The organism is Streptococcus downei MFe28 (assembly GCF_900459175.1).
GTDB classification, from domain to species: Bacteria; Bacillota; Bacilli; order Lactobacillales; family Streptococcaceae; genus Streptococcus; species Streptococcus downei.
The window spans coordinates 539,128-556,507 of record NZ_UHFA01000002.1; the positions used below are offsets into that span (position 1 = coordinate 539,128).

The window sequence follows — 17,380 nt, forward strand, 5'->3', positions numbered from 1 at the left end:
GTCTTGATAAAATATCGTTGACAAAAAAATAATAGAAAGGCTACCTCATGTACAGTCACTATAACACAAATCAAACGACTCTGCCACTAGAATTAAGCGCATTCTTACCCCACAACCATCTCGTTTTTACGATTGAAAAGGTGGTCAATAAACTAGATGATAATGCCTTTCTAAACTTTTATCATGAGGTTGGGCGGCCTTCTTACCATCCCCAATTACTCCTAGCAGCCCTTTTATTTGCTTATTCTCAAGGGATCTTTTCCGGACGAAAGATAGAAAAAATGATGGTGGAAAATCTTGCCATGCAATACTTAACAGGTCAGCTGGTGATTTCTTACCGGACAATCAATCGTTTTCGTGTGGCTCCTGGGATGGAGGAGCTGATTCGTAATCTCTTTATTGACCTCAACCTTCAGTTGAAAATGGAGGAATTAGTGTCCTTAGAGTGTTTGTTTATTGACGGGACTAAGATTGAGGCTAACGCTAACAGGTACAGTTTTGTTTGGCGGAAGGCTGTTGATAAATTTTCTGCCAAACTTCAAGCGACTCTAAAAACCTATTTTCAAGAGGAAATTAATCCTTTGATTCAAGAGGCCATTGTCTTAGATGACCAAGAGCCTGTAACTTCTGAACAATTGACAGAGTTTTCCCAAATCCTTGAGGAAGAATTGAAATCAGTTAACCAAGCCATCGAAGAAAATCCTGTCAAAGGAAAGGATGAGCGTCAAACAAAGCGTCGGAAACTCAAGAAAGTCCTTCGAAAGGTAAGGGATGATTTTTCAGCCCGTGCACAAAAGTATGAGACCTATCAAGCCACTTTCACTGGTCGCAATAGTTTTTCAAAGACAGATACAGACGCCACTTTTATGCGGATGAAAGACGACCACATGAGAAATGGTCAACTGAAGGCTGGCTACAATCTCCAAATCGCTACTGAGAATCAATTTGTTCTCCACTATGATAGCTTCCCAAATCCGACAGACACCAAGACCCTCTTACCATTTTTAGACTCCTATCCCCATGACGCCAAGACTATTGTCGCAGATGCTGGTTATGGTAGTGAAGAGAACCTACTAACTCTTGACCAAGAGGAAATTAATCACTTGATTAAGTATGGCAGGTTTGATAAGGAACAAAAGAGGGGCTACAGAAAGTCTGACAAGAATCTAGCCAATTGGCACTATAATGAAAAAGAGGATAGCTACACCCATCCGGAGGGCTGGAAATAGGTGTTTCATCATCTCAAACACCAGAAAACGCAAACAGGTTTTGAACAAGAGATTAAGGTCTACCAGGCTGAGGAGCCTGAATTAGCTCCTCAAAAGGGGCTATATATCAACGAGCGGTACCAATACTTAAAGCAAAAAGAAGCTCAAGCGCTTTTATCTCCTGAGGGCAGTCAAGTTTTCGCACAACGCAAGGTTGATGTGGAGCCTGTCTTTGGGCAGATAAAGGCTTGTTTGGGTTACAAAAGGTGTAATCTGCGGGGGAAACGACAGGTCAAGATTGACATGGGATTGGCCCTTATGGCCAATAATCTCATCAAATATAACAGGAGAAGCAACCGAACCTAAAAAATAGAGGGTCACCAACAAGTGATCCTCTATTTTTCGAGCTCAAACGGATTTTGTCCCAGACTCATTACAAGAAATCTAAAAAATCGACCCCATTGAGGTTCGTTTTTTTATGTTGTACTATCTTTAGTTAGTAATAATATAAAAAGCTTACGAGTATCAGGTGACCAATTATTTGTCTGATTCTGACAGTATAAAAGCCTATGAAACATCAGTTTCATAGGCTTTTTGCTATTTCTTTGAGGATGGCTTTAATAACTTTATATAATCACTTTTGTGGAAAAGAGATAGGCAATCCTAACTTCATCTTCGACAATCGTGTAGAGAACAAGGTAGTCCCGACTTAAGGGAAATCCTCTGGTTGTAAAATTGGGATCTAATTTCTTGCCGAAGCGTTCATCGGCATTAGAACCGGCTTCTGGGAAGAACTCTAGCTATTGAATATCCTGTCGAATGCTGGCAATCTTGTTTCTAGCATTAACTTGGGATTTCAGTTCCTTGCTGATATAGTCAAAAACATCATCAAGTGGCTGAATGACTTACTTGGAGTAGACGATTTTATACTTTTTATAGTCCATAGCGTTCTTTTAATTCGTCGTCCGTATAGTAATCACCTTTTTCAAATGAAGCGTAGGAGGCTTGGGCTTCCGCTTGCAACTGCTTGAACAGTTGCTCTTTTTCTAATTCGTCTTCTGTTAGTAAGTTAAGTTCTTTAGTGACGACGATGTTCTTTAAAAAGAGGTTGAAGGCCTTTGACATCGTTGTATTTTGTTGCTCTAAAATTAGTTTTGCTTTGTCCACTAATCCTCGGTCTGCTTGGAAATTAATAATCTTTTTATCAGGAGCCAAAGTAGACATAATAGGACCTCGCTTTACCTTTCTTTTTATATCAATTACTATACCATAAAAATTTGTGGAATTTTTCTTGACAGGTGAGTGAACACTCACTACAATAGAACTTGTAATAAGGTGAGTGGTCACTCACCTCTCTAGATTGAACAAATGACTGGGATAGCCTTTTATCCTACCTTTGTTCTTGCTCTTTAAACGGAAGTGACAGTTATGGAAAATCGGATTGTTTTGCAGGATTTGCACAAGGCCTTTGGGACCCAGACGGTCTTGGATGGGGTTAGTTTGACCTTATCCAAGGGAGAAATTCTAGGCTTAATTGGGCCTTCTGGGGCTGGTAAATCCACCTTGATTAAGACCATGTTGGGCATGGAAAAGTCGGATAGCGGTCAGGCTCTGGTCTTGGATAAACAGATGCCTAATCGCCATGTTCTAGGCGGAATCGGCTATATGGCTCAGTCTGATGCCCTTTATGAGAGTTTGACAGGTTTGGAGAATTTGGAATTTTTCGGCCAGATGAAGGGTTTGATGCATAAGGACTTAGCCCAAGCAATCGCTCATGTGGCCAAAGTTGTGGATTTACAAGATAGCTTGAAAATTTATGTTTCCGCCTATTCTGGTGGAATGAAGCGACGTTTATCTTTGGCAATCGCTCTACTGGGCAATCCTGAGCTCTTGGTATTAGATGAGCCTACGGTTGGGATTGACCCTGCCTTGAGGAGGGAAGTCTGGAAGGAGCTGAGGACTATCCGAGATCAGGGACGCTCCATTATCATTACTACCCATGTTATGGACGAGGCGGAACTGACCAATCGTGTTGCTCTACTTTTGGCAGGTAAAATTATCGCTTGCGATAAGCTGCAAAAGCTTAAAGAGAGTTACGGGGTCGATTCCATTGAAGATGTCTTCTTAGAAGCAGAAGCAAGCGAGGAGTAAGATTATGAGAATTCTAGCTATTAGTAAAAGAATTATTAAGGAAATGTTGCGGGATAAAAGGACGCTGGCCCTCATGTTTGTCGCCCCTATTATCATTATGTGGCTGATGAATGTTATGTTCTCGGCCAATACCACTACTGATGTCACCATTGCAAGGGTTGATACTAGCGGTCAGGTGGTCAAAAATCTTCAAGACACTAAGCATGTGACCCTGAAAAATTATACTAGCCTCAAGCAGGCCAAGGCTGATATGAAGACGGGCCAGGTCGATGCTGTTTTGACCCAGAAAGGAGATAAGGAACTTAAGGTCCGCTATGCCAATACAGATGCTTCAAAGACCGCCGTAGTCAAACAGGCCCTAAAGGCAGCCATTGCCAAGGACTCAACCAGTCAGTTGGTGGATGGGATGAAAGGCTTGAGCACTAAACTCAAGCAAGTGCAAGAATCACTACCGCCACAAGCCCAAAAACAGCTGGCTAATCAAGAAGTTAGTCCCAAGATCTCCAAGATCAGTCTCAAGGAGAGCTATAACTACGGAAATAAGGATTCTAACTTTTTCAATAAGATGATTCCCATCCTGATGGGCTATATCGTTTTCTTCTTTGTTTTCTTGATTTCAGGTATGGCCTTGCTCAAGGAACGCACTAGTGGAACCCTGGATCGTCTCTTGGCCACACCCGTTAAACGCAGTGACATCGTTTTCGGCTACCTGCTTGCATATGGCCTCCTGGCTGTGGTGCAAACTCTGGTCATCGTCTTTGCTACTGTCTGGCTCCTAGATATTGAGGTAGTGGGAAATATCGGCTATGTTATCATGGTCAATGTGCTCATGGCTCTGGTTGCTCTGGTCTTTGGTATCCTCCTGTCTACCCTAGCCAAGTCCGAATTCCAAATGATGCAATTCATTCCTTTAATTGTCATCCCTCAAATCTTTTTCTCAGGACTGATCCCTCTGGACTCCATGGCCAGCTGGGTTCGGGTGATTGGAACAATCCTGCCCCTATCCTATTCGGGCGATGCCCTGACCAAGGTCATGATGCGAGGTCAAGGCTTCTTAGCTATCAGTAACGACCTCTGGATTCTCCTCCTCTTTGTAGTCATCCTAACCATTCTTAACATCTGGGGCATGAAACGCTACCGGAAAGTCTGAAGGACAAAGTCAGTCTATTGTTTTTTACTAGACTGACTACAAGAACTGCTAGGGCGGTTTGGGCTTCTTGCAAATTCTAGCCAAGCCCTATAACCGATTGTCTGGTTTTAAAGCCATCAGATACAAAACCCTGCTTCGGCTTACCTAAACTAGCAGTAAATATCTTGTCAAGACTGGCAAGAGTAGATATAATTAGTTAGTAATAAAACGGATTGAGGAAATTATGCCACAAAATATTATTAAGGATTACCTTCAGATTTTGTCGGAGGAGAAGATGCCGCCGGGCAAAAAATGGGCCCTGGCCACTGCCATTGAGCTTTTTGCTAGCCAGGGCTTTGATGGGACTTCAACCCTCCAAATTGCAGCCCAGGCTGGGGTCAGCCAGGCTACGATTTTTAAATATTTCAAAACTAAGGAAGATTTGCTACTGGCTATTCTAGAATCGGTAATGCCTAAGATTAAGGATGAATTTTTTAGCAATCTTTTGGCCTATGAAAAATTGCAGGAGGCAGTACATTTCTTGGTGCAGGACCGTTGGACTTTTATCAAGGCCAATGCGCCCTTACTCAAGATTCTTATGCAGCAGTTTTTGACCAATCAAAATTTTAAAATGGAATTCTTGAAGAACTTTCAGGGCTTAGAAGATTTGGAGGTCCTGCAAAAAATTAAACTCAGTGATCCAAATTTTCGTAAGGATTTACCTCTAGCCAGTCTGATTCGACGAATGGTCGGACCGCTCTTAACCTATTTCTATCAGACCCAGGTTTTGGGATTAGTTAGTCAGGAAGAAGCCCGAGACTTGGCGGATATTGAAGAAGAAATTTTGCGAAACTTGACCAAGTAAGTCGTAATTGCTAATCGAATAATCTTGCTACCAAGGTTTACCTTCCTTTCTGTCAACTTTTCACACCGATGATTCTATCGGATGGGGAAGTGATAGAGATGACTGTGTCAAGTTGGGGACTGAATTTCAATAAAGACAAAAAACGAGTACGATTTTGTACTCGTTTTCTTTTTATCCTTAAAATAAATCGGAGTGACTGCCAGTTCTGGTGGCCGTCAGGATTAGCTGGTCTTTATCTACGGCGTAGACTAGGAGACAGTCTGGTTCGATTTGACATTCTCGAAAACTCCGACCAAGGCGTGGTCCCGGTAACTCTGGGGAAGCACATCTTCGGCTTGTAGGAGAGCGATGAGAGATTCTAGCTTATCTAATGCTAGCCCTCGTTTACGAATTTCCTTTAGGTCTTTTTTGAATTGTTTGGTAGCAACAAGCTTGAGCATAAGCTAGTCCTCATCTAAGTTGTCCAAGAGTTCAGACAAGTTTGCATAGGTTTTCGCTTTTTCCTCTTTAGCTATGATACGACGGGCCTCTTCGATGGCAGCCTCAGTTTCATGATTGTAGCGGGGTTGCTTAATTTGGAAAGGAAATCCCCCTCCATGATAGAGGTGTTGAGAAAAATATTGATAGCATCTGTCACGGAAATCCCAAAACTATTAAAGAGACTTTCTGCGCATGCCTTGGTTTCGGGTTCGATTCTCAAGTTAATATTTGCAGTTTTTGCCATGGTCTGTCCTCCTTATCTATTTCAAGGAAATTGAATCGCAAATGTTAAACAAATGCAACTTTTTGAGCAAAGGGTATAGAGAACTTGACGACTAGATTTATAGACCACTAATTTTACACCTTCTTTACGACCCTCAGTGGCTCGCCAACTTTCCTCTTATCTCGGCCAGATTGTCTGGACTTCCTTGATAAAGTTGGCCAGTTTAGCCTTTTTCTCCTTGGGGTAGGTTAGGTAGAAGTCCAGTTTAGCTCGTTCGTCCATTAGGGGCAAAACTTTGCGATCTTTGCTTCTATCTGGTTCAAGGGCCAAGGTTAGGTTGCTGGTGAAATAGGGAAAGTTGGAATAACTGGTAATGACTGAGAAGGCTTGGTCATCTGTTTGGTAAAGAAATTTAAGTCCAGGAATCTCGGCCTCTTCGATAATTTGTCGCCAAATACCGATAGCTTCTTGCACGATGAAGTTCATGTTTTTCAAGTCTTGAAAATGCAAGCTCTGTTTGGCAGCCAGGGCTGTAAAGGGATCTAGATTAACAAAGAGTTGTTCTTGTCCCAAGTAAAGCGATTCTAATTTATCAGTCTGGATTTCTTGGTTGCTGAAAACTAGGTCTAGCTGCTGTCGCTCAAGCAAGTCCTGAATCTGGTCGGATTTGATGAAGTCCTCTTCCTCTGGCAGGCTAAGTTGGTTTGGTTGGGAATAGCGCTCCGATAGTAGTAGGAGAGGGCCTGGAGCAACAGAGGCGATTTTGATTTTATTTTGTTTCTGGTCAAAGGCTTGAAGATTTTTGATAAAATCGGCCTGAGCTTGCAGGAGGGAGCGAGCTTCCTGAACCGCCAGAGTTCCGGTTTTAGTCAGGCTAAGTTTATTGGCCTGGCGGTCGAAAAGTTTGACCCCCAATTCTTCTTCCAGTTTTTGCAGCCCCCGTGTGATGGAGGGCTGGCTTACCAATAATTTTTTGGCGGTAGCCGAAACGGTCCCCAAATCTGCAAAGGTGACTAATTGCTCTAGTAAATCATTATCCAGCATGCTTGGCTCCTTTAGTATACGTTAACTGTATACTAGCATACAAACTTGCTTCTGTTCAAGTCTAGAAATCTGAGTTAGAATAGGCTTATCAAAGAAAAGAGGTAAAGCTAATGGAATATCTTACATTGAATAATGGTTTGAAAATGCCTAAACTGGGCTTCGGGGTTTTCCAAGTTCCGGACTTGAAGGAGTGTGAGGAAGCCGTACTCAATGCCTTGGAGGCCGGTTATCGCCTCTTGGACACGGCTGCGGCTTACGGGAATGAAGAAGCAGTAGGGGCTGCCATCAAGAAGAGTGGCATTCCACGCCAGGAAATTTTTCTAACCACCAAACTTTGGGTAGCTGATGCCAGCTATGAAAAGGCTAAGGTGGCCATTGAAACTTCTCTAAAGAAGTTGGGAACCGATTATATCGACCTTTATCTGCTGCACCAACCCTATGGTGATGTGGCTGGGGCATGGAGGGCCATGGAAGAAGCCTATCAAGCTGGTCAGTTGCGTGCCTTGGGCGTGTCTAACTTTTATCCTGACCAGTATAAGAATCTGACCTTGATGAGCCAGGTGAAGCCAGTTCTCAATCAAATTGAAGTCAATCCTTGGTTTCAACAAGGGTCCGATGTTGCCTATTTCCAAGGGGAAGATGTGGTGGTAGAAGCCTGGGCTCCTTATGCCGAAGGCAAGCATGACATCTTTACTAATCCAACTATCGCTCAAATCGGGCAAAAATATGGCAAGACCAACGGTCAAGTCATTCTGCGCTGGCTTCTGCAAAGAGACATTGTCGTCATTCCAAAATCTGTCCGCCGGCAACGGATGGAAGAAAACTTTGATGTCTTTGATTTCAGCCTAGACCAAGAAGACATGGAAACCATGGCTAACTTGGACAAGGGCCAGAGCCAATTCTTCGACCACCGCGATCCAGCAGCCATCGAGGCTATCTTTGGTTCCAGCCTTACAGCCCTTAAAAACTAATTAAAATAAAGACTCTAGACAGGATTCCCTGTTTAGAGTTTTTTGCACTAGTATGAAGATGAAGTGGTGCTCGTCACCATAAGAGCCATCCCTGTATACTTATCCTAGTTGGGCAAGGGCTTCTAGGATTTTGGCTTCATCGGTCTTGCTTCCACGCCCGTTGATTGTGGCTAAGAGAGGAACACCGTATTTGAGGGCAACTTTTTGACCACCGAAGCAGAAGGTTTCCCGATGGCGCTCAAGAGAGCCTGTTGCAACAACAGCTTGGAGGTTTTGATGATTCCTTTCCAAAAACTGGCTGACCAAATCAGGTGTTTCTCCAACTTTGTCGCTGTAGGTGAAGAGGACGAAGGGCTCGTTCACTACTTCCTGACCACTTTCAATCTGAAGGGTTTGGTCAAATCCCAGAGCTTGGACTAATTCTTTTGTTTTGCCCTGACGGCTAGCATAGACAATTTTCATGAGATTTCCCTTCTCCTAACTTTCTGATGTGTCCCTTACATTATACACCAAGTCAGAAGGAGTAAGGAAAAGTTTGTTTAAGATTGAACACTCCGTCTGTGCTTGAGATTGACTTTAACTTTAACCAGATATGTACCAAATTAGCTGAAAATCAATAAGTAGAGGTTGATTTTCTCTATTATTTTGATAGACTATAACTAGTCTAAAGCCTTGTTCGTCAAGGATACATGTAGGGGCGTATCAAAAGATACGTCTCACCCGTGGTGCTAGTTAAAAAGTTACGAAAAAAGCCCAATTGGACTATACTGTAAGTGCAAAAATCAAACAGGAGGTTGTCCAAATGAGCCACTTACAGTATACCGCTAATTGTCATCACTTACAATATAAGGTGAAGCAATTGTCCAAAATTTGTCATTGGTTCTATCAAAACTATTGTCCAGAAGCTATTAAGCACCGACATAATGTCAAATTAGCTCATGTCTCCGATGAGTCCCTCTTAACCTTACTTGTCCTACAAGCAGAACTGGGAATTAAGTCACAACATCACTTTTACCAGATGTGTCATCTATTTTGCTTGGAAAAGAGACTCAAAAGAAGTCGCTTCAATCGTCGATCCCAAAATCTGATTTGGCTCATTCAGTTGATTCGACAAGGCCTGAACCAACAAATACCAGCAGATTCCATTGTCATTATTGATAGCTTTCCCTTGCCTCTTTGTCAACCCGTTCGCAATCATAGGGTCAAAATCCTCAATGGGTTAGCGGATATTGGCTACAATGCTTCCAAGCAGATGTGGTTTTATGGCTTTAAAGTTCACATGTTAGTGACTTTATCGGGCTATATTTTGAACTATGTTGTCACGCCAGCCTCTGTTCATGATATCAGAGCTGTTGATGAATTACTTGAAAACTGTAGGCAACCGTTTATTCTAGGAGATTTAGGTTACCTTAGTCAGTCCCTTAAAGAGGAACTAAACAAGAGGGGCTATCACTTATGGACACCTTGGCGACAAAATATGCAGGGTTCAACTGAACACAACAACTGGAAGTTACTAGCCATGCGTAGAACCATTGAGACACGCTTTTCCGAGCTCTGTAGTTTGTTTGGAATCGAGCATACATGAGCCAGAGGTCTAGCTGGGATTCAGCTAATGCTAGAACAAATTATACTAACCTATAATCTGAGCTATTTTATTGTGAACTAGCACCACGGGTACGTCTCAATTTTTTCATTATAAGCATCAATAAAAACGCATAACATCTTCGCTCTAAAAGCAATGATTTTATGCGTTTTTGTTTTAATTAAATTCCGTCCCTGCGTGTCCTACTTCCTAAACCACTTAAAGCGGCGCCAGCCCTTGTTGGCGATGAAGTCAAAGAAGGTGGAGAGGTTGCGGTAGATGGACTCTCCGACTAGGAAGAAGACCAGGCCAAGGAGGAAGACATCTAGGGTAACATGGCTGAGCTCGAAGATGTTCTTGAGTAGGAGGGCCGAGATGATGAAGGCTAGGATAGATACAGCGATAATGGCCACCTTGCTCTTGGTCAAGGGTCTGGACAGGCGGACCAAGGCCATAAAGCCGATGATGGAGAGGAGGAAGGTGGAGACGGTTGAGGTTTGATTGTAGTCAATCTGGAAGAAGACTCCTGCTCCGACCAGAAGGCCGATAGCGGCAACGGCGGCCACCGCTGCAGGGAGAGCGTTCTTGAGGACCTTAAGCATGAAGTGGCCAGAAATCCGCTTGTTATTGGCTTCTAGGGTCAAGAGATAACTTGGCAGGCCAATCATGAAGGCTGAAATGAGAGAAATCTGTGAGGCCTTGAGCGGGTAGGTGATGGCAAAGATAATGGACAAAATGGCCAACAGAAAGGAGAAGACATTCTTAATCAAGAAGAGGCTGGCTGAGCGTTCGATATTGTTGACGGTGCGACGGCCCTCGGCCACAACCGATGGCATGCTGGCAAAGTTGGAGTCAACTAGGACGATTTGCGAAGCGTTGAGGGCGGCATCACTTCCAGAAGCCATGGCGATGCTACAGTCAGCTGCCTTGAGGGCCAGAACATCATTGACCCCATCTCCTGTCATGGCAACGATGTGTCCGTCCCCTTGCAGGGCTAAGACTAGTTGGCGTTTGAGCTCAGGTGTTACCCGACCAAAGACGGTGTAGGTGCGGGAGGCTTCCTTAACCATGTCACCAGTCACCAGAGTTCTGGCATCGACATAGTTTTCAGCTTCCTTGATTTGGGCCTTACCAGCCACATGGGAAACGGTCACGGGGTCGTCCCCAGAAATGACCTTGATGGCCACATCTTGACGGCTAAAGTAGGCAAAGGTTTCAGGGGCTTCTTGGCGGATAGGGTTAGAAATTAGGATAAAGGCGTAGGGCGTGATGGGAGCAGCAAGGGGTTCGACCTGTTCGGAAGTCAATTTTCCAAAGGCCAGGACCCGGTAGCCCTGAGCAGCATAGTGGTTGACCTCTTCTTCATAGGTCGACCAGTCGTCTCCCAAGAGGATTTGCGGTGCCCCAATCAGATAGGAGAAGCCATCATAGATAACACCGCTGTATTTATTGGAGGATTTGAAGGGCTGGAGGCTCTTCTTCTTGAGGGTCAGGCCATTGGCTTGCTCCTTGGTGAAGTAGGCTTGGAGGGCCTCCATGGTATCATTGTCGCTGGCCAATTCATTGGTCACTCTAGCAATCAGGCTATCGAGACGAAGGCCTGTATCAGGACTTTTATCAAAGGCAGCAGTAGCGATATAGTCTTGGACCGACATGCTATTTTCGGTGATGGTCCCTGTCTTATCAATACAGAGGACATCGACCCGAGCCAGCTTTTCGACACTTTTCATATCGTGAAGGACGACCTGTTTGCGGGCCAGCCGCATGGTGCTGGCAACCAGAGAGATGGTGGTCAAGAGGTAGAGCCCTTCTGGAATCAGCCCGATAACAGCCGCCACCATTGATTTAACGGCACCACCGAAGCCGGTCTGATTGATAAAGAGACTTTGGTAGAGCATGATGAGGGCTAAGGGGATAATCAGAATTCCCACCCATTTGACAATGGCATTGATGGCGCGAATCATTTCGGATTGCTCGCTACTATCAACAGCCTTGGCTTCCTTAACTAGCTTGGCCGCATAGGTGTCTTCGCCGACTCGGATGACCTTGGCCAGACAGGTGCCAGCGACGACGAAGCTACCAGACATGAGTTCATCGCCTGGGGCCTTGGAAATTTCGTCGGCCTCCCCAGTCAGGATGGACTCGTCCACCTGAACCGTATCGCTGAGGACCGTGGCATCAACGGAAATCTGATTACCAGCCGAGAGTTGGATGACATCATCCAAGACCAAATCCTCGATGGGAATAGTGGTCAGGCGCCCATCTCGCAGAACGGTCACATTGGGCGTGGTGACGATGGCTAATTTTGAAACAATCTTGCGGGAGCGAATTTCTTGAACAATCCCCAAAATGGCATTGATGAAGACAACTGGCAGAAAGGTAAAATTACTAATACCGATATTACCACTAATTAGTAATAAAATCGTCAAGACTGCAAAAATCAGGTTGAAATAGGTCAGAGTATTTTCCTTGATGATTTGCTTGGTGGTCTTGACATCGGAAGTCGTTGCCTTGTTGACCTGATCCTTGGCAATACGACTGGCTACCTCTTGGCTGGTCAGTCCCCTGAATTCTTTACTATCGCTCATAATATCCTCTTTTTATCTTGATGTGATTGCCTTCTATTCTATCATGGTAGGGATGAGAATGCCAGAATCCTTATGATTTTCCAGAAAAATTTTAGACTAGGGGTTTTCAGAAAAATTTCCCTTGGATAGCTAAGTTTGGCTTAGGTTTTCTAATAGTTTGATATTTTCAAACAAAATTTTTTTAATTTGAAATTATTTCTTATATAATACAGGATAAGTTAGGATTAATTATGTATCAAGTAATAAAAATGTATGGAGATTTGGAGCCTTGGTGGTTCCTCGAAGGCTGGAAGGACGATGTGGTCGAAACCCAGGAGTTTGAGGACTACTATGAGGCGCTCAAGTATTATAAAAAAGAGTGGTTCGCCCTCACGGACCGCTATCCGAGTTTTAATAGCAAAAGTAGCGTCATGACGGCCTTTTGGGATAGTAAGGACCAACGCTGGTGCGAGGAGTGTGGTGAGGACTTGCAGCAGTACTATTCCCTGGCCCTGCTCAAGGATTGGGAGGCAATCCCCAAGGACTGGTATCGTCCAGGCTATGCCAGAAGCAACGACAGCCCCCTTCCCTTCCAATGCCAGATCAAGGCCCCAGCAGGTGAGAAGTAAGATGAAAATTGGATCAAGCGCAAGGCTTGGTCTTTTTCTTTTGGCCCAAAATCCTTTGATTATCAAACTAGTTTGGTTTTTTCAAAAAAGCTTTTTAACTGCTTAATTTTTATTTTTCTTTACGGATAAATAGGTAAGTAGGCATGGAAAGGAGACCTTATGGTTGAGGTTCAAGTGTTGGCAAAAGACTTGATTAGACAGGCGGTTGATGAGCAGGCTCAGGATGTTTATGTCATTCCTAAGGCAAAAGCCTATCAGATCTTTCTTCGAATAGGTGAAAAGAGGCACCTTGGTCAGACTTGTTCCTTAGAACAGGCTCAGGGTCTCATCAGTCACTTTAAATTTCTGGCCGGGATGAATGTTGGTGAGAAGCGGCGGGCCCAACTGGGTGCCTGTGATTATGCCTTCGCCGATGGTGAGAGGGCAGCCCTGCGTTTATCAACGGTTGGCGACTATCAAGGACGAGAAAGTCTGGTTATCCGCCTACTCTTTGATAGAAGGCGGGCCTTAAATTTTTGGTTCGATGGGCTCAATGCTCTCCTACCTAAGATTATCAGTCGGGGCCTCTATCTTTTCTCAGGTCCCGTTGGTTCGGGTAAGACTACCCTCATGTATGAATTGGTCAGCCGTAGGTATCCGGACAGTCAGATTATTACCATCGAGGACCCTGTTGAGATTAAGCAGGAAAAGATGCTCCAGCTCCAGCTCAATCCTTCTATCGAAATGACTTACGATAATCTGATTAAGTTGTCCCTACGACACCGTCCGGATGTTCTAATTATCGGAGAAATTCGCGATAAGGAGACAGCCCAGGCGGTCATTAGAGCTAGCCTGACGGGGATTCGAGTTTTCTCAACGGTCCATGCCAAGAGTATTCCTGGGGTTTACGCCAGAATTTTAGAGTTGGGTGTTTCTAAGGATGAATTGGATAATTGCCTGGCTGGTATTGCCTACCAACGCTTAATCGGGGGAGGAGGATTGATTGATTTTGCCCAAGACCATTTTCAAAACCACAAGGCTGACAACTGGAATGAGAAGATTGACCAGCTTTTTGCAGCAGGACATCTCACTAAGGAAGAATCCCAGGCCGAAAAAATTAAGGACTAGTCGGCAGCGCAAGGTCATTCAACTTTTTAATAATCTCCTAGAGTCGGGCTTCACCTTGAGCGAGATTGTGGATTTTCTTGACCGCAGTCATCTACTTGAGAGGGCCTATACCCAGAAGATGCGCTCCTCGCTTTTGGCAGGGGAGAATTTGGCGGACATGATGGCCAAACTAGGTTTTTCTGATGCTGTGGTCACCCAGCTTTCTTTGGCGGAACTCCATGGGAATACCCAAGGTAGCCTCTTAAAAATCGAAAGCTACTTAGCCAACCTCATGACCGTCAAGCGTAAGCTTTGGGAGGTTGCGACCTATCCAATTATTCTATTAATTTTTCTGATTTTGATTATGTTGGGTCTGCGCAATTATCTCCTGCCCCAGTTGGAAGGGACCAATCTGGCAACCAAGGTCATCAACCATTTTCCTCTGGTCTTTCTAGTGGGCGTGCTGGTGCTGGCCCTCGTCATTCTGGGCTTGGTCTGGGTGCAGAGGCGGTCGCGAAAAATTGTTTGGTACAGTCATTTGTCTAGGTTGCCTCTGCTGGGGAGATTTGTCCAACTCTACTTGACTGCCTATTATGCTAGGGAGTGGGGGAATCTGATTGGCCAAGGGGTGGAAATGAGTCAGATTGTCCAGCTCATGCAAAGGCAGAAGTCTCAACTTTTCCAGGAAATCGGTCAGGAGATGGAAGCAGCCCTCCTGGCTGGTCAAGAATTCCACCACAAGGTCCTAGACTATCCCTTCTTCTTGCGAGAATTGAGCCTGATTATTGAATATGGCCAGGTTAAATCCAAGCTAGGTAGCGAACTGGAAGTCTATGCTCAGGAGACCTGGGAAGCATTCTTTAGCCGGGTTAATCGGGCCACTCAGCTGATTCAGCCCCTGGTTTTTATTCTGGTAGCCCTTGTTATCGTCATGATTTACGCAGCCATGTTGCTGCCCATGTATCACAATATGGAGGTACCCCTATGATGAAAAAGTTTTTTAAACGCTTAAAAGGCAAGAAGGTCAAGGCCTTCACCCTGATTGAAATGCTGGTCGTTCTCTTGATTATCAGCGTTCTGCTCTTACTCTTTGTTCCAAATCTGGCCAAGCAAAAAGACAAGGTCAAGGATACCGGAGGTTCAGCAGTTGTCAAGGTGGTGGAAAGTCAGGCTGAACTCTACGAACTCAACCATAGCGATGATGCCACGGTATCAAAACTGGTTTCAGATGGTGACATCACCCAAAAACAGGCGGATTCTTACAATGATTATTACAAGAAACATAAGGAAAGTCGCAACGTTCCGAACTAGGGCCTTTACCTTGCTTGAAAGTCTCCTAGTTTTGGCCATTACCAGTTTCTTGCTCCTAGCCTTTACGGGTGGTGTCCAGCAAACTTTTAGGGGCGTGCAGGAGAAGCTTTTCTTTCTCTCTTTTGAGCACCTCTATCAGGATAGTCAGAAACTCAGCAATGCCCAGCAAAAGCCCTTAACCCTGAAGGTCTCTGATGGTCAGGTGACTAATGGCCAGGAAAGTTTAACGATTCCTGACACGGTTAAGCCCAGTCAGTCTTATAGTATCGAATTTTCATCAGCTGGTGGTAATTCCTCGTTAGAAAAATTGACCTTCTCAACCAAAGAAGGCTCGGTCTCTTATCAACTTTATATAGGAAGTGGTCGCTATAAAAAAACGGAAAATTAAAGCCTATATTCTCTTAGAAAGCCTGATAGCTCTAGCGGTCTTGGTCACCATTGTCACCTTAATCTTGACGGAAATCAACCGAGATCGTCAGGAGCTGGTGGCTAGTCTTCATCGCCAGGAAGTCCTCAATGTTGCCCAGATGGCAGTTCAGACCAAGCAGGACAATCTCAGCCTCAACGGGGTGACAGTCCAGGTTCAGCGAAGTTCAACTAGCATTAGAGTCTACGAGGATGGCAAGGAGGTCCTTCGTGTGGTCAAAAATTAGACTTAAAGCCTTCACCCTCTTAGAGTGCCTGGTGGCCCTCTTGGTTATCGCAGGTAGCGTCATGGTCTACCAGAGTCTGACTCAGGTTTTGGCCAGCAATGTGGCCTATATCAGTAAAAATGACGAGGAGGACTGGCTCCTTTTTTGCCAGCAGTTGCGCTCGGAGCTGGCAGGGACCAAGCTTGATCGAGTTGCTGACAATAAGCTCTATGTGACCAAGGGAGACCAAGCGCTAGCTTTTGGTCAGTCCCGCTCAGATGATTTCCGCAAAACCAATGCCGACGGCCGAGGCTATCAGCCCATGATTTTTGGCCTTAAGGCTTCCAGCATCAGCCAAACCGATCAGACTGTTACTATTTCTGTTACCCTTGCCTCAGGCCTAGAAAGGACCTTTGTCTATGATTTTGCAAAAACGTCTTAAGGCAGGGGTTCTGGTTTACGCCCTGCTTATGGCAGCCATTTTTCTCCTACTCCTACAATTTTACCTAGACCGGGTTGTGGCCAATCAGAGGCAGAATAAAGCCCTGGCCAATAATTCCCAGGCTTATTTGATAGCCCAAATGGTCAAGGATCAGGCCAAGCAGCCCTCTGGTAGCCTGTCTTTTGAGCAGGGCCAGGCCAGCTATCAAAAGGAGGGCCAGCTTCTGACTGTTAAGGTCAGCCTGTCGGATGGTGCTAGCTATAGCTATGACTTCGTTGAAAATGAGTCTTCTAGCTCTTCCAGCTCCGACAAGGATAAAAGCAAGGACAAATCTAAATCCTCCTCATCTTCCGACCCCAGCAGGGACAAGTCCCAACCTTCTTCGTCAACTCAATCCGCCAGCTCGCAGTCGGATGATGAAAAGTCGAGCGCTGGGTGAGGGGGAGGTATAAGCTTGAGACGGAAGTTAGTAGCTTCTTTCCTAAATTATACTTAGAAGATAATTGTATTTCTGAACAGTATATGCTATCATGAGGCTGTAATGGATAATCCAAAATTTGAATTTTACCCTAGACCAAATGGTCACAATGAATTTATGGAATTTTATCATTCTTTACCCTCAAAAGATCAAGAGAAATTGATGGCCTTAATTTCTATGGTCCAGGATAAGGGTTTGTTGGTTGCTCAACGGATGGAGTGGGTAAAAAATTGGACAAGGAAATCTTTGAAATTCGCTCTAAATTTGCCTCAAATATCCAGAGAGCTTTATATTTTCATATATCAGGTAATCGCTTTATCATAACTCATGGTTTTACAAAAAAGAGTCAGAAAACACCCTATAGTGAAATTCAAAGAGCGAAAATCATAAAGCGAGAATTCGAGGAGGAGTTTCATGTCAACCATTAAGTTTGATGATTTTTTGGAAGAATAGCGGAAAAATCAGTCCTTTGAGGACGGCTTTCAGACACAAAAAGCTATCCTGGAGAGTGCTTCGGCAGTATCAAAAGCACGTTCCAAGGCTGTTTTAAGTCAGCGAGGGTTGGCTGATTAATCCAATTTA

At 44.5% G+C, this 17,380-nt stretch carries 16 protein-coding genes and 6 pseudogenes; 16 read left to right on the forward strand and 6 right to left on the reverse strand.

Going from position 1 to position 17,380, the window contains the following annotated elements; translation table 11 throughout:
* Positions 1 to 47 precede the first annotated feature (47 nt).
* Positions 48 to 1,574, forward strand: a pseudogene (locus DYE66_RS02610) (IS1182 family transposase).
* Positions 1,575 to 2,141: 567 nt separating this feature from the next.
* On the opposite strand, the gene relB reads toward DYE66_RS02610, so the two are convergent.
* Positions 2,142 to 2,432 (reverse strand): type II toxin-antitoxin system RelB/ParD family antitoxin, encoded by a 291-nt coding sequence (relB, locus tag DYE66_RS02615; protein WP_002997623.1) that lies wholly within the window; start codon positions 2,430 to 2,432, stop codon positions 2,142 to 2,144.
* Between the two features lie 204 nt (positions 2,433 to 2,636).
* Between relB and DYE66_RS02620 the strand changes: the two genes are divergently transcribed.
* The 3 genes from DYE66_RS02620 to DYE66_RS02630 all read left to right on the forward strand — a co-directional run bounded on the left by DYE66_RS02620 (position 2,637) and on the right by DYE66_RS02630 (position 5,353).
* Positions 2,637 to 3,359 carry an ABC transporter ATP-binding protein gene (locus DYE66_RS02620; protein ID WP_019787999.1) on the forward strand — a complete coding sequence of 241 codons (723 nt, stop codon included), beginning with the start codon at positions 2,637 to 2,639 and terminating at the stop codon, positions 3,357 to 3,359.
* A gap of 4 nt (positions 3,360 to 3,363) precedes the next feature.
* On the forward strand, positions 3,364 to 4,509 hold the full coding sequence (locus DYE66_RS02625) for an ABC transporter permease (RefSeq protein ID WP_002997643.1): 1,146 nt from the start codon (positions 3,364 to 3,366) through the stop codon (positions 4,507 to 4,509).
* A 223-nt stretch (positions 4,510 to 4,732) separates the two neighbouring features.
* Entirely contained in the window at positions 4,733 to 5,353 is a 621-nt protein-coding gene (locus tag DYE66_RS02630) for a TetR/AcrR family transcriptional regulator (protein WP_002997591.1), read from the forward strand.
* Between the two features lie 177 nt (positions 5,354 to 5,530).
* On the opposite strand, the pseudogene DYE66_RS02635 reads toward DYE66_RS02630, so the two are convergent.
* The 3 genes and pseudogenes from DYE66_RS02635 to DYE66_RS02645 all read right to left on the reverse strand — a co-directional run bounded on the left by DYE66_RS02635 (position 5,531) and on the right by DYE66_RS02645 (position 7,100).
* A pseudogene (locus DYE66_RS02635) lies at positions 5,531 to 5,793 on the reverse strand (type II toxin-antitoxin system RelE/ParE family toxin).
* Positions 5,794 to 5,796: 3 nt separating this feature from the next.
* A pseudogene (locus DYE66_RS02640) lies at positions 5,797 to 6,077 on the reverse strand (type II toxin-antitoxin system RelB/DinJ family antitoxin).
* A 156-nt stretch (positions 6,078 to 6,233) separates the two neighbouring features.
* Complete coding sequence (locus tag DYE66_RS02645) at positions 6,234 to 7,100, reverse strand: LysR family transcriptional regulator (RefSeq protein ID WP_002997648.1); 867 nt, start codon at positions 7,098 to 7,100, stop codon at positions 6,234 to 6,236.
* Positions 7,101 to 7,210: 110 nt separating this feature from the next.
* Between DYE66_RS02645 and DYE66_RS02650 the strand changes: the two genes are divergently transcribed.
* The gene (locus tag DYE66_RS02650) at positions 7,211 to 8,071 is read left to right on the forward strand and encodes an aldo/keto reductase (RefSeq protein ID WP_002997608.1); all 861 of its coding nucleotides are present in this window, start codon (positions 7,211 to 7,213) and stop codon (positions 8,069 to 8,071) included.
* A 99-nt stretch (positions 8,072 to 8,170) separates the two neighbouring features.
* Here DYE66_RS02650 and DYE66_RS02655 read toward each other — a convergent pair whose 3' ends face one another.
* Positions 8,171 to 8,533, reverse strand: a complete 363-nt coding sequence (locus DYE66_RS02655; RefSeq protein ID WP_002997640.1) for a class Ib ribonucleoside-diphosphate reductase assembly flavoprotein NrdI — start codon at positions 8,531 to 8,533, stop codon at positions 8,171 to 8,173.
* Between the two features lie 340 nt (positions 8,534 to 8,873).
* On the opposite strand from DYE66_RS02655, the pseudogene DYE66_RS02660 reads away from it, so the two are divergent.
* Positions 8,874 to 9,737 (forward strand): annotated as a pseudogene (locus DYE66_RS02660) (IS982 family transposase).
* Between the two features lie 119 nt (positions 9,738 to 9,856).
* Here DYE66_RS02660 and DYE66_RS02665 read toward each other — a convergent pair.
* Positions 9,857 to 12,241, reverse strand: a complete 2,385-nt coding sequence (locus DYE66_RS02665) for an HAD-IC family P-type ATPase (RefSeq protein ID WP_115324853.1) — start codon at positions 12,239 to 12,241, stop codon at positions 9,857 to 9,859.
* Between the two features lie 230 nt (positions 12,242 to 12,471).
* Between DYE66_RS02665 and DYE66_RS02670 the strand changes: the two genes are divergently transcribed.
* From DYE66_RS02670 to DYE66_RS02715, 10 genes and pseudogenes are all read left to right on the forward strand, one after another.
* On the forward strand, positions 12,472 to 12,849 hold the full coding sequence (locus DYE66_RS02670) for a DUF1033 family protein (protein ID WP_002997597.1): 378 nt from the start codon (positions 12,472 to 12,474) through the stop codon (positions 12,847 to 12,849).
* 159 nt (positions 12,850 to 13,008) lie between these two features.
* Complete coding sequence (gene comGA, locus DYE66_RS02675) at positions 13,009 to 13,956, forward strand: competence type IV pilus ATPase ComGA (RefSeq protein ID WP_115324855.1); 948 nt, start codon at positions 13,009 to 13,011, stop codon at positions 13,954 to 13,956.
* On the forward strand, positions 13,880 to 14,923 hold the full coding sequence (comGB, locus tag DYE66_RS02680) for a competence type IV pilus assembly protein ComGB (RefSeq protein ID WP_255267048.1): 1,044 nt from the start codon (positions 13,880 to 13,882) through the stop codon (positions 14,921 to 14,923). The genes comGA and comGB overlap by 77 nt, the downstream gene beginning before the upstream one ends.
* Entirely contained in the window at positions 14,920 to 15,246 is a 327-nt protein-coding gene (comGC, locus tag DYE66_RS02685; protein WP_003000683.1) for a competence type IV pilus major pilin ComGC, read from the forward strand. Before comGB ends, comGC begins: the two co-directional genes overlap by 4 nt.
* Positions 15,200 to 15,634, forward strand: a complete 435-nt coding sequence (comGD, locus tag DYE66_RS02690) for a competence type IV pilus minor pilin ComGD (RefSeq protein WP_244914159.1) — start codon at positions 15,200 to 15,202, stop codon at positions 15,632 to 15,634. The genes comGC and comGD overlap by 47 nt, the downstream gene beginning before the upstream one ends.
* Positions 15,606 to 15,899, forward strand: a complete 294-nt coding sequence (gene comGE, locus DYE66_RS02695) for a competence type IV pilus minor pilin ComGE (RefSeq protein WP_003000730.1) — start codon at positions 15,606 to 15,608, stop codon at positions 15,897 to 15,899. Before comGD ends, comGE begins: the two co-directional genes overlap by 29 nt.
* On the forward strand, positions 15,865 to 16,320 hold the full coding sequence (gene comGF / locus DYE66_RS02700) for a competence type IV pilus minor pilin ComGF (RefSeq protein WP_425328989.1): 456 nt from the start codon (positions 15,865 to 15,867) through the stop codon (positions 16,318 to 16,320). The genes comGE and comGF overlap by 35 nt, the downstream gene beginning before the upstream one ends.
* Positions 16,298 to 16,759 carry a competence type IV pilus minor pilin ComGG gene (gene comGG, locus DYE66_RS02705; RefSeq protein ID WP_115324859.1) on the forward strand — a complete coding sequence of 154 codons (462 nt, stop codon included), beginning with the start codon at positions 16,298 to 16,300 and terminating at the stop codon, positions 16,757 to 16,759. Before comGF ends, comGG begins: the two co-directional genes overlap by 23 nt.
* 102 nt (positions 16,760 to 16,861) lie before the next feature.
* Positions 16,862 to 17,226: pseudogene (locus DYE66_RS02710) on the forward strand (type II toxin-antitoxin system RelE/ParE family toxin).
* A pseudogene (locus DYE66_RS02715) lies at positions 17,213 to 17,365 on the forward strand (helix-turn-helix domain-containing protein); the annotation flags it as partial. The pseudogenes DYE66_RS02710 and DYE66_RS02715, both read left to right, overlap by 14 nt.
* Positions 17,366 to 17,380: the final 15 nt, after the last annotated feature.